The 12,057-nt window shown below is 59.0% G+C and carries 8 protein-coding genes and 1 pseudogene; 6 read left to right on the top strand and 3 right to left on the bottom strand.

Annotated elements, in window-relative coordinates; genetic code table 11:
• Window positions 1–265 (top strand): hypothetical protein (locus BSIN_RS16445; RefSeq protein ID WP_143757476.1); only part of this gene is annotated, 265 nt, incomplete at its 5' end.
• 224 nt (window positions 266–489) lie between these two features.
• Here BSIN_RS16445 and BSIN_RS16440 read toward each other — a convergent pair.
• Entirely contained in the window at window positions 490–1,797 is a 1,308-nt protein-coding gene (locus BSIN_RS16440) for a lipase family protein (protein ID WP_159935992.1), read from the bottom strand.
• A gap of 199 nt (window positions 1,798–1,996) precedes the next feature.
• Between BSIN_RS16440 and BSIN_RS26820 the strand changes: the two are divergent.
• A pseudogene (locus BSIN_RS26820) lies at window positions 1,997–2,878 on the top strand (LysR substrate-binding domain-containing protein).
• Here BSIN_RS26820 and BSIN_RS25445 read toward each other — a convergent pair.
• Window positions 2,801–3,163, bottom strand: a complete 363-nt coding sequence (locus BSIN_RS25445; RefSeq protein ID WP_256583835.1) for a hypothetical protein — start codon at window positions 3,161–3,163, stop codon at window positions 2,801–2,803. The pseudogene BSIN_RS26820 and the gene BSIN_RS25445 overlap by 78 nt on opposite strands.
• 504 nt (window positions 3,164–3,667) lie before the next feature.
• On the opposite strand from BSIN_RS25445, the gene BSIN_RS16425 reads away from it, so the two are divergent.
• A complete protein-coding gene (locus BSIN_RS16425; protein ID WP_089341279.1) occupies window positions 3,668–6,307 on the top strand; it encodes a glycoside hydrolase family 15 protein in 2,640 nt (879 codons plus the stop codon).
• A 35-nt stretch (window positions 6,308–6,342) separates the two neighbouring features.
• Complete coding sequence (locus BSIN_RS16420) at window positions 6,343–6,651, top strand: hypothetical protein (RefSeq protein ID WP_089341300.1); 309 nt, start codon at window positions 6,343–6,345, stop codon at window positions 6,649–6,651.
• Window positions 6,652–6,919: 268 nt separating this feature from the next.
• Here BSIN_RS16420 and BSIN_RS26535 read toward each other — a convergent pair whose 3' ends face one another.
• Entirely contained in the window at window positions 6,920–7,051 is a 132-nt protein-coding gene (locus BSIN_RS26535) for a hypothetical protein (protein ID WP_256583830.1), read from the bottom strand.
• A 599-nt stretch (window positions 7,052–7,650) separates the two neighbouring features.
• Here BSIN_RS26535 and BSIN_RS16415 point away from each other — a divergent pair.
• Together BSIN_RS16415 and BSIN_RS16410 are read left to right on the top strand one after the other, a co-directional pair.
• Window positions 7,651–9,078 carry a Hint domain-containing protein gene (locus BSIN_RS16415; protein WP_089341278.1) on the top strand — a complete coding sequence of 476 codons (1,428 nt, stop codon included), beginning with the start codon at window positions 7,651–7,653 and terminating at the stop codon, window positions 9,076–9,078.
• 612 nt (window positions 9,079–9,690) lie between these two features.
• Window positions 9,691–12,054, top strand: coding sequence for a glycosyltransferase (locus BSIN_RS16410; protein ID WP_089341277.1), 2,364 nt, complete (start codon window positions 9,691–9,693; stop codon window positions 12,052–12,054).
• Window positions 12,055–12,057 lie beyond the last annotated feature (3 nt).

Raw genomic sequence — 12,057 nt, 5'->3', positions numbered from 1 at the left:
AACCGCGCTGGCCGATGCGCAAAAGCAGCGCGTGCAGGCCGTCGCGAAATGGCAGACCTCCCGCCTTCGCTTGGCGCAAAGCCTGGGCAAGCTCGAACCGGCCACTGACGATACAGCCGAATCGCCGATCGACGAGGCGCGCACTGTCAAACCGCAACCGAAAATTCGACAACCGAATCCAGCGCATCAACCGAAAACAACCGATCTCGCGCATACCGATCCCGGTCCGCCGCCCCTGTTATCGCCGGTCTTTTTCCACCGCTGAGGCCGTCAGCCGCGCTCGAAGACTCGGCTAGACGAGCCTGCGTCATCGTTGAATTCCGGCTACGCTCGAGTGTACGAGGCGAGCCGGGCTCCAGGAGCGCAACCGACAACAGCGCGAGAGTTTTGTCGATCGCAGCGGTTCAAGTGCATGCCCGCGGAGCCATTCGTTGAATCCTCGCGGCACGTTCGCATCCAACTTGAACACACGAACGCGCCGGCCGGGGGCTACGACGCAGTGGGCGGCTGCAGCGATGCGCAATTGCCCGTGACAGGCTGGCCAGTCATCACCTTGCGAATAAAGGGCAGAGAATCGACCAGCGACGCGTTGACGGTACTATCGTGCGTTTGCCCCGGATAGTAGTGCCATTCAATCGGTGCGCCAAGCGCGCATGCGGTCGATATGAACGCATATGCATTCGATGGCGGCGTTGTCGTGTCCGCAAGGCCCGAACCCGTGAAAAGCGGCACCTTCAACGAGAAACTTGCGAGTTGCGTCGACGTTGCCGTCACAAGTGCCCCAATCTTGTCGATGGGAGGCGGCGCCTTCAGGTAGTTAGTTTGATCGACGCCGTTCGCCTGCTGCAGCGCGTCGAGTGCGCCGAGGCACGAAGTCGTCGCGGCGTCGTATACCGGCAGCGCACGATCGGAGATGTAGGGCCTGAAATCGAATCCCGGATCGACCAACATTCCGGTTCCCCGAATAGCCAACAGCAGATACACGGAATTGCCCGCGTCGCCGCTTCCAACCGGTGGCGACGCTGCCGCGCCGGGTCCGACGAGCGGAAAATATACGCCGGTAGCAACGCCGCCGACGACGTGCACATCAGGTGCATAACTGGGCGCGTACTGCAGCGTTGCTATCGTCGCGCCGGAACCTTGGGACTGCCCGACCGCGACTACCTTGTTAGCCAGCACGCCGGGAAGCGCAGACAGCGCCGCCCGCACCGCGTCAAGCGCACCATATGCTTCCGCACGATGGACGAGGTATGGATGCGGGCCCGGCGTGCCGAGCCCTTCATAGTCCGTCGCGACGACCGCGTAGCCCTGAGCCAGCATAGCGCCCAGATAAGCCTTGTCTCGAGCGGAACGCGGGCGGAATGACTGCGCGCAGACATCCGCGATCCCGACCGTGCCGTGCGTCCACGCGATGATGGGCCAGCCTCCCAGCGGGGGCGTACCCTGCGGCAGGTAGACCGCGCCGGACACGGTAACCGGCGTTTTGCCGTCGACGCCCTCCGTCGACGTGTAAAGCATTCGCAGATTCCGTGCGGAGTCCGAATGATCGAGTGCAAGCTCCGGCGGCAATGCCTGCTGCCGCAGCAGTAATCCGGGACGCGCCGGCACACCGCTCGTCCACGTGTAGAACGGCGGCATCCCGCCATCGCCATATGCGGCATTCGCCACCGGCACCGAGCCCGTCTGCATGCCTGCATTGTCGATATCTCCACCCCCACAGCCGGCGAGTGCCAACGTGACGATGCCGGCTACCAAACCTCCACGCGTGAGCGCAATAGATCGTTTTTTTGATTTCATGCAACACTCTCGAAAGATCATAGGTTGTCGTCTCTTGGCCGTATGAATCGCCCCGCCACTCCGAGACTTTCGTGTGGTCCGACTTGAAAGAACGCGCTGCGATCGAGCTTTTCAAGCAAGACAGGGCGAGCTTGGCACGTTGAAATACGCCGAACAAGACGTCGTTTCGTTCCGACAATCAACCGTAGGTTGTCACCCAATGAAGTATCCGCAAGTCCTCGCGTTCGTCAGCGTCGCGCGACTCGGCAGCATCCGTGCCGCCGCACGGTCGATGGGCGTCTCCCAGGCAGCCGTCACGAAAACGATGCGCTTGCTCGAAGAACAATTGGGCGTAACCCTGCTTGCGCGCGGAGTCGGCGGTGCCGTCCTGACTGCCGCGGGCCAAGCGTTGCTGCCACGCGCGACGTTGATCGTCGAACAAATGAATCTGCTCGAAGACGACGTGTCGGCCGACGATTGCGGCCGCGTCGCGATCGGCTTGTCGATCATGGCTTCGAGCCGCCTGCTGCCGCTCGTCCTACCCGACTTCATCGCGCAACGCCCGCGCTCGCCGCTGCGTATCGTGGACGGCGCCCTTGCGTCGGTCCTTCCAGGTCTGCGCGACGGGACGCTCGATTTCGGTGTCTGCACTGCGCTCGCGGAATCGATTCCCATGCCGTTCCAATTCGAACCGTAGTTCCGTAGACCGGCGATCGTGATTGCCCGTCGCACGCATCCGCTCGTCAACCGCCGATGCACGCTGGATGACCTGACTCGATTTCCGTGGGTCAGTGGCGGAATCCGCATTACGACGCAACCGTCTTATATCGGGGCGGCAAGAGTTATCGAAGGGCCTCAAAACATCGAGAGTCAAAACGTGGTCGCGACTCGTGCCGCACTGAAATGCACCGACGCGCTCGCGGTGGTGAGCCGCGATATCGCATCGGAAGTCGAGGACGTCGATTTGGCGGCGCTTGATCTCGACGAGCCACTACCCGATTTGACAGAGGGACTCGTGACGCGCTCAGACTTGTTCTTGTCGCCGAATGCGCAGTTGATGATGGAGATGCTCAGAAAGCAGGCGTTTCGTAGCTTCGCTTGAACCTGCCGCCGGAGATTGATCGCGTTTTCGCACAGGTTGTTCGAGATCTGCCAGGGTGCCATGCTCAACGTAGCGGACCAGCTTGGACCACTGCCCGTCCATGCGTCGCTGTGCACGAAACAACCGGCATAATAGCCGGCTCCTCTCACACCGATACCATCGATAGCTCAATGTAAGTCTCGTAAGGCGGCTCTCGTGGCAAACCGGCGATCTCGGCCCGCCTTGCTCGCGCTGGTACTGGGAAATCCAGGTCCAGAAGAGATTCGGATTGATGCCGTATTCCATCGCCATCTGTGCGATCGATACGCCCGGCTTCAGACACGCCTCCATTAGTTCGTGCTTTGCAATGCGTCGTATGAGTGCCGCCCGTCTCGCTTGCGATTAACCACGCGCCGGCTTTGCAAACTCTCTACCTGCTCGTTCGTGACACCTGTCTCCGTTCATTGAATAAGGGCACGTAGCCTTTGTGAATCAGCCCCGCCGTGCAATGGCGCTTCAAAGAGCGCTTACCACTACGAGCCCTCGTCATCACGGAATTCAGAATAAACAAACCCCTCACTCGCACGTACCGGCGTTATACGGCCGGTCCATGCAGCGCATTGCCGCGCTCGCCGACGCGGTTCCGCACTCGCCATCAGCCCGTCGCACACCGTTCACAGCGGATGTAGTATCACTACTTTTTTTGTCATAAAACGTCATCTGTGTTGACGTTTTAGTGATCTCATGAGATATAGCGAACGTTGTTTTGCTACAAATTCCAAGTCATACAAACAGATTACGGAGACAACGATGTCGACACGTCGTTTCAGGTGGGAACGGGCGGCACTGGCCAGTGCTTTCGCCCTGCTTTCAAGTGTCACCGCGCACAATGCTTCGGCATCCGAAGCATTTGGCTCGCCCGGCGCCACGCCGGTAAGAGGCCCGGCTGCCAAGTCGTTCCTCGGCACTGCAGTCAATGGCGCATCGCGCGTATATTTCACCGGCTATCGAGGCGTTCTGTCCGAGGTCTATTACCCGGTTCTGGATACGCCCGAAACCGTCGATTTGCAGTTCCTGGTCGGCGATACCAGCAAAACTTTCGTCGACGAGGAAAAACTCCAGGCATATTCTTCCGTCCAGACTGATGCACGCACGATGAGCTGGCGGGTCACCACTAGTAACAGCGCACACAACTGGCAGATCCAGAAAACCATCTTCGCCGACCCAACCTACAACGCAATCGTGCAGCGTGTGACCTTTACCGCACTCAACGGTCACAAGGTCGGAGATTTCAATCTTTACATGCTGTTCAAGCCGTATCTCGACAACGCGGGCAGCAACAATACGGCACAGACGATTTCCTATAGCGGCGGCACGGCGCTCGTCGGCAATCACAACAGCCGTTATTCTGCATTGCTGATCAATCATCCGTGGAAGATCGTCAATGGCGTCAGCATGACATCGAACGGTTTCGTCTCACAAAGCGATGGTTGGACCGACTTGCTGGGCGGCAGCGCTGACAAATCCATGGACTGGACCTTCTCGTCCGCGACCAACGGTAACGTCGCGCAGATGGGCTGGATCGATACGGGCGATCCGACTGCCACCAGCGTATCGTTCAACGTGGTGCTTGGTTTCGGCGGCACGCAGAACCAAGCGATCAGCGATGCAAACACCGTACTGGGCAGCAATCTCACCGGCGAACAGCAGCAGTACGACACGGCTTGGCACAACTACGCGGCAGGCCTTTCGACGCAGAACGGCACAGCCGACGACGCCTACTACCTGGCGGCGATGACGCTCAAAACCATGCAGGACAAGAGCAACGGCGCAATGATCGCCGGCATCGGCACGCCCTGGGGCGAAACGCAGGGCGACAGCAACGCGGGCGGCTATCACCTGGTCTGGCCGCGCGATTTGTTCAAGTTCGCGAACGCGCTCACGACGGCCGGCGACACATCCACCGCATCGAACGTCGTCAACTATCTGTTCAACACGTTGCAGCAAACCAGCAATTGCGGTACCGCCGAATACAATGCGTCGGGCTGTTCGCAAGGCTACAGCCGCGTCGGACGTTTCCCGCAGAATGCCTGGGTGAGCGGTTGGCCATACTGGCAAGGCACGCAGATGGACGAACAGGCGATGCCGATCATTCTCGCGTGGCGTCTGGGGCCGAGCGTCTATAACCCGCTCTGGCCGAAAATCAAACAAACCGCCGACTACATCGTCAGCACCGGACCGTGGACGTATCAGGAGCGCTGGGAAGAGAACTCGGGCTATTCGCCGTCCACCATCGCCGCCGAAATCGCCGGTCTCGTCACGGCTGCCGATATCGCAGTCCAGAACAACGATACAGCCAGTGCCGCACGCTATCTGGCAGCCGCCGATTACTGGCAGGAGAACGTGGCAGCCTGGACGTACACGTCGAGCGGCTCGTTCGGCAACGGCAGTTACTATATCCGTATCAATCCGGCCGGCCGTGCGGGAAGCGGCACCGATCGCGCTAGCTTCGCGCCGACCTCCGGGCCCGACACCGCGCAAACGCTCGCGATCAAGAACGGCGGCGGCAACCATGATGCGCGGCGCGTCGTCGACGGCGGCTTTTTCGAATTGGTCCGAATGGGCGTCAAGCGCGCAACCGATTCGACCATCACGAACACGATCTCGGTATACGACAGCGTGCTCGGCCAATCGCTGAGCCTGACGAATGCGCCGGCACTGTCGCCCAACGCCTGGTTCCGCTATAACTTCGACGGCTACGGTGAGCATAACGACGGCAGCAACTTCGACGGCACCGGCGTCGGCAGACTGTGGCCTATCTTCACGGCCGAACGCGGAATGTACGAGATCGCTCGCCAAGGCAGTGGCAGTGCAGGCAACGCATATCTGTCGACGCTCAAGCATTTGACGACGCCTGAAGGCTTCCTGCCTGAACAAGTCTGGTCGAATTCGACCACGCTGCCCGACGGTTGGGCCGTGACCACGCCTACCGGGTATACGCCGGGTCAGCCGACCAAATCGATGGCGCCGCTCAATTGGGCAATGGGCGAATACATCAGTTTGCTGGCTTCGATCCAGGCGGGCCGAATCGTCGACATTCCGTCGGTCGTCTGCGCACGCTACAACAATTGCGTCGCGCCGCTGCAAAGCGGGCAGGTCTCGGTAAAGGTTAACGTCAATGCAAGCACGCAGTTGGGCCAGCAAGTCTACGTCGCCGGCAATGTCAGCGCGCTCGGCAACTGGAATACCGATCTCGGCATTCCAGTGGACCCAGCCAATTACCCGGTATGGAGCAATACCGTCAACCTGCCGGCAGGCCAGGCGATTCAATACAAGTACTATCGCAAGAATGCGGACGGCAGCGTAAGCTGGGAAAACTGGTCCGGCAATCGGCAGCTCCAAACGCCTGCCAGCGGCACGCTGACGTTGAATGATCAGGTGAACTGGTGAAATTGCGTGCACGTTGGCGCGTGCTGATCGCGGCGATGCTCATAGGGCTAGCCGCGGCCGGCTGGCATTACGGATTGCAGATGCAACAGCCGCCGGCATCGACGCCGGCGGCGCAACTGCCTGCCTCGCTTGCCGAGCCTGTGCCGGCCGCTCCGCCGCCCGCACCAGCCCCGCGCTCGAATCCCCCCCTCGTCAAAGCGCTGCCGCACGTCAAGGTCAAACCGGGCGGTAGCAGTTGGAGCCCGGACCCGGCCATTGCACCAGCGCCTGTCGAGGCTCAGCGCGGCGCACCGGATGTTCCGGGCGCTCAGCCGCTGCGGCCGCCACCCGCATCCACCCCTTGAAAACGGTCAAGGCTGGGCGATTCGCCCAGCCGTTCGACACATCCATCGCCTTATCGCCCTCCACCGTCGGTCCGATCAATTGACGCTTGATCAGGCAACGGTACTTCGGATCGGTCCGCGATTGGCGTATGAACTCCCCCAGGATTTCTCCGAGCAGCCAGCATGGGCAATGCCAATGCTACGGATCGCTAATGTATACAGCACAGGCGACAGCATTGGTCTGCTCCAAGCGCGGCAACGCCTGGCGCAATCATTAAACCCGAACCGTCTACACCTCTTTTGATTCGGCAATTAATTCAGCGAGAACGCAATGTCTTTCTTCATCGGAATTATCTGAAGTCCCATGCAGGGCAAGACATTGTGCAAAGTCGCCAAGCCATTTCATCCATGTCGGCAGCATGAAATTATTCTTACCACACGATTACGGAAATCAGCGCCAACATTCAGCGACATTCTTCTACCGGCACCTAGCCTTACTTTTTCCCAACTGTTTAACAAGCCATCAATTCCCCAACCATCAATCGTTAGATTAAACCGAGGAAAAATTACCCAAAAATCTAGGATAACTCCTATAGATAATAAAAATTTACCTGACCGCCATCGCTGCATGAGATCCCACTTTGAGCCTGCAATCGCTCTTTCATTGGGGTTAACCATATTTATCTATTTTTAACTTTCATACAGTTCGTTTCCCATAAAAATCAAATACTTACATCTAAAATCGAGCTGCCGGCCCGGCATTTGCGCATCATTGACCGTTACCACTCCTTAAACAATCCACAGAACCCTTGCCTTCGATGGCTCAATATCCGAAGCGAATCGATCCCCAATTTATTTATTTATCCGAACCCTTTGCGTAAACTAAATGCGTGTGATAGTTTTAGAATGCATCCCGGAATTCTTTTTTTAATTTCCTGGACTAGCCATTTGGCGGTTGGTCGTTTCTTTCAACTTGTCTTGCCCGCTTGAAAACCTCCTTTATCAATAGAGGAACCGTGTATGAGCCAGACATTCAACAATGTGACTTTTTCCGGCCCGAGCGCGACTGCCGGCGTGAACACTTTGGGCCTGTTTACCGGGACCAACCTGTTCAATACGCTCGGCATTACGGGTGTGGTCGTCAACGGTACGATCGACGTGCCGGGGGGGAGCGCACCGACCGTGACGTGGCAACTTGCGAACGGCACGGCGGCGCTCGCCAGCAACGCGACGTACCTCGGCTACAGCATCAATAATGCCGATCCTACGAATCCGACTTACTACTTCTCGGCCAACCTCGCCGGCATATCGACTCCGATCACGTTCGCGGTGACATTCAGCCCGAGTGGCACGGGGTTCCTCTCGATCGCGCAACCGATCAACACATCGGCCACCAGCGCACCGCCGAGCACGAGCACGACGCCCGTCTGCTTCGGCTCCGGTACGAAGATCCGCACGACGCGCGGCGATATCGCGGTGGAAGATTTGAAGGTGGGCGACATTGCGATCACCAGTTCGGGTCGCGAGCGCCCGATCGTCTGGATCGGCAAGCGCACGGTGACCCGCACGCATACGTCGAACTTCGACGAGTCCCGTCCGGTACGCGTGATGGCCGGCGCCCTGGGTGAGAATCTTCCGACGGAAGATCTGGTGCTGTCGCCGGGTCATTCGCTGTGCCTGTCCGTACTCGACGAACTGTTCGTCCCGGTGCGCTTTCTTGCGAACGGCTCGACGATCGCCTACATCGACGTCGACGAAGTGACGTACTGGCACGTCGAGCTCGACGAGCACGATGTCCTGATCGCCAACGGCGTCTACAGCGAAAGCTATAAGGACTGCGGCAACCGCGGCTGGTTCATGGGCCACGGCGGCAATGCAGATCCGGATGTCGTCAACGCCGCACTCGCGGAATATGCACGCCCGTTCGTGATCAATGGCCCGGTCATTGACGCATTGCGTTCGCGAATCGCCGTGCGCGCGCGCGAACTCGGCTGGACGATCACCAACGACATGGACGTGCATCTCGTCGTCGACGGCCAACGGGTTGACGGCGATATCGAAAACGGCCAGGCGCGCTTCCTGTTCCCGGCAACGGCCAAAGAAGTGCAGCTCATCTCCAAGACGTTCACGCCGGCCGAATTCGGTTTGGGCGACGATCCGCGTAAGCTCGGCGTATGCGTCAGCGGTTTGCACGTGACGGATGGTCTGTCTTTCTCGAAAGAGATCGCGCTCGACGACGCGGAACTGTCGAAAGGCTTCTACGGCCTGGAGCCGCAAAACAACCATCGCTGGACGAACGGCAACCTGTCGATTCCTTCGACGTTCTGGAGCGGCTGCAAGTCCCACGTTTTCCTGCGTCTGAGCTTCCGGACGGACGCGGGCTTTAGCTGGGTCGAGCCGGCCAGCCAAGCTGCCGACGAAAAAGTTTTGACTTTGCGCGCAGCATAAATTGCAGTTGACGAAGTAGAAAGGCTTGCGGGCGGCGTTGGGGCCGCCCGCATTTTGTTGGGCCGCCCGAGTTCGAGTTTGCGTCGATATCGCGCTTGGTTCGCGTCCGCTCGATGTTTCGGCTCCAGCTCACGCGCGATCGTGCGACCATGTGGCCGCATCGATGCCCCCCGTTTTTCGATCTACAAACAGCACAAGAACGCTTTAGCTATCGGCTGGACACTGCAATGGCATGCCATACCGAAGTGAGAGACAGCAGCATGGAGCGCCGCCGGCAATTGAAACGATTGAACCAGCTCGATCCCCAGCGAGAGTCCGAATGCGCCTTCCATCGTTGCGACCCGACGCGCGCCGGACACAAGCCCGATCCAATCCAATCGCCGACAAATCGAATGATCTCAGCACATCTTTTCATTCGAACTCCCAACGATGATCGATCTTGCGGTCGCAAACGATCTTATCTACCTCCCCGGCCGATTTCCGATTAAGCTCGCTTCAGGCAACTTATCGCGGCCATTGAAGCACTGCGATCATCCGCCGCGAAGCTTAGGCCGTCGAACCCGGTTGTCCGCCGCGCCGCAATCCGACATTGCCGTTTTTTTGTGAACGCAGATGTTGACCAATACTCGATACGATCATGTCTCGTCCGCGGCTTCTCTCGAAGAGCTGTTGGCATATGACGGCGACGAATTCCTGTACTGCGCGTATCGCACGCTGTTGGGACGCGATCCAGACCAGGAGGGCGCGTCGTTCTATCTCTCCAAGCTGGAAAACGGAGCCGATAAGCTCCAGATCATCGATCAGTTATGCTCATCTCCGGAACTCAAGAACGGACGGCGCGTATTGCCGGGGCTTGAGCACGCATTGCGAAATTGGCACCGTTTTCATTGGCCGATTGTCGGAAAAATATTCGGGCCACCCGACGCGGGCCGTTTCAGCGGCGTCGAACAAAAACTGCACCGCGTCGAAAATTCGCTCACGACGCTGTCCACCGCATCTGCCGAACATCTGAATCAGCTCAGCGAGCGTCTCACGCATGCGCAAGCATTGCTCGAACGCGTGCAAGAAAGCGGCGATGGCCAAGCAAAACGCTTCGGCGAATCGCTGAGCGCTCTTTCAGACGATACGACCGCGCAGTTGAAACAAGTCGAAACGCGCATCACCCGCACCCACGATTGGCTCGGGCAATGGCGGGATGCGTCGGATCTGCACGCTCAGCATATCGACCGGACATTAGCCGCACTGTCCGACGGCACCGTCGCGCATTTGAAGCAGGTCGATGCGCGCGTCGCCCGCGCGCACGAAATGCTCGGACAAATACAGAATGCCGAAGAACAACGCGCTCAACGCGTCGATCGCGCATTGGACGCATTATCGAACCAAACCGCCACGCATTGGAGCGAGACGAACGCGCGTCTCGTCGAGACGCAAACAAAGCTGGAACACATTCAGGATGCCGAAAGCATTCAAACGCAGCATTTCGAGCATTGCCTGGTCAAGCTATCCGACGACACTGTCACGCATTTGAATCAGGTGACTGCGCGTCTCATGCGAACGGAGGAAATGCTCGGACAGTTGCTTGAGTTCGCCAATCTTCAGACACAGCGCCTCGATCAGGCACTAGCCGCGCTGTCGGGCGAGACTGCCTCGCACTTGAATCAGATCGATACGCGCCTCGCGCGCACGCACACTTTGCTCGAGCAATTGCAGGAAACGACCCGCTTGCAGGAGCATCGGCTTCAGCGCGTGTTGAACGGTGGCGGCCCCGTGCTGGGACGGCCGAATCAGCGATTCGTGTTCAACCTGTCCACCAGTCATCATTGGCGCGCACGCCCTGTCGGCATCGTGCGCGTGGAACGGGAACTCGCGAAACATCTGGCCGCTTACGAGAACGTGACGTTCGTGCTCTGGGACCCGGCAGCGAAGGTTCTCAGGGAATTCGACCGCCGTCACGTGGGCAGCATCCTGTCCGAACGCTGGTGCGACAGCACGGATGCATCGGTCGTTCAGTATCATCACGCGACGCTGCCCGAACTCGATCCTTCGGGCGCCGATACCTACATTTCGGTCGGCCTCGACTGGGACCTTTCGCCGATTCACGACGTCGCAAAATATTTGCGCAAGTATGGCGCGAAGATGGTCGGTGCATGCCACGACGTCGTGCCGATTCTGTTCCCGGAATTCAGCGCACGTCAGGAAATGGCTCAAACGTTCCAACGGCATTTCGTCGATATGGCCTATACGGCGACGAGCATTTTCGCGAACTCCGACTCGTCATGCCGCGATCTGGCGTCGTTTTGGGAAGCAGCCGGCGTCGAGACGCGTTTTCCGAAAATCAGCGTGATTCCGCTCGCCGTACCCGAGCGCAGCGCGGGGTTGCCGGGCTTGGAAGAACGGGAAGCCAGCATGCTGCGCCATATCCTGTTCTGCGGCAACTTCGTGCTGTATGTCAGCTCGCTCGAAGCGCGCAAGAATCACCGGCTGCTTGTCAATATCTGGGACGAGTTGTATCGCGACCGTGGCGCCGACTGTCCGCAACTCGTCTTTGTCGGCATGAAGGGCTGGGGTGTCGACGATCTGATGGAGCAGCTTGAGAGCATGCCGATGTTCAAGGAGGGCAAGGTGCTCTGGCTTCAGAACGTCAGCGACGCCCTGCTGGCGCACCTGTACGCGAACTGCCTGTTCACGGTGTTCCCGAGCATGTACGAAGGGTGGGGGCTGGCGGCGACGGAATCGATGTCGTTCGGCAAGGCATGCGTGATCGCGAACAACAGCGCGCTGCCGCAAGCCGCGCAAGGGCTGATGCCGCAGTACCACCCGGGCGATTTCTTCGGCTGGAAAAACGAGATCACGCGCCTGATCGACGACCATGCATACCGTCTCGAGCTGGAGCGCAAGATCGCGAGCCAATACGTGACCCGAACCTGGGCCGACTTCTCGCGCGAGTTCTGCGAGAAGCTGCTCGTCAACGTTTAACCG

Source organism: Burkholderia singularis (genome assembly GCF_900176645.1).
In the GTDB taxonomy this organism is placed as follows: domain Bacteria; phylum Pseudomonadota; class Gammaproteobacteria; order Burkholderiales; family Burkholderiaceae; genus Burkholderia; species Burkholderia singularis.
This window is presented reverse-complemented; position numbering and strand designations above follow the sequence as displayed.

What these genes read in the sequence shown, in the direction of transcription:
- BSIN_RS16440 (WP_159935992.1), bottom strand. Translation starts at nt 1,797, where the DNA reads ATGAAATCAAAAAAACGATCTATTGCGCTCACGCGTGGAGGTTTGGTA.
- BSIN_RS25445 (WP_256583835.1), bottom strand. Translation starts at nt 3,163, where the DNA reads ATGGAATACGGCATCAATCCGAATCTCTTCTGGACCTGGATTTCCCAG.
- BSIN_RS16425 (WP_089341279.1), top strand. Translation starts at nt 3,668, where the DNA reads ATGTCGACACGTCGTTTCAGGTGGGAACGGGCGGCACTGGCCAGTGCT.
- BSIN_RS16420 (WP_089341300.1), top strand. Translation starts at nt 6,343, where the DNA reads ATGCTCATAGGGCTAGCCGCGGCCGGCTGGCATTACGGATTGCAGATG.
- BSIN_RS26535 (WP_256583830.1), bottom strand. Translation starts at nt 7,051, where the DNA reads ATGCTGCCGACATGGATGAAATGGCTTGGCGACTTTGCACAATGTCTT.
- BSIN_RS16415 (WP_089341278.1), top strand. Translation starts at nt 7,651, where the DNA reads ATGAGCCAGACATTCAACAATGTGACTTTTTCCGGCCCGAGCGCGACT.
- BSIN_RS16410 (WP_089341277.1), top strand. Translation starts at nt 9,691, where the DNA reads ATGTTGACCAATACTCGATACGATCATGTCTCGTCCGCGGCTTCTCTC.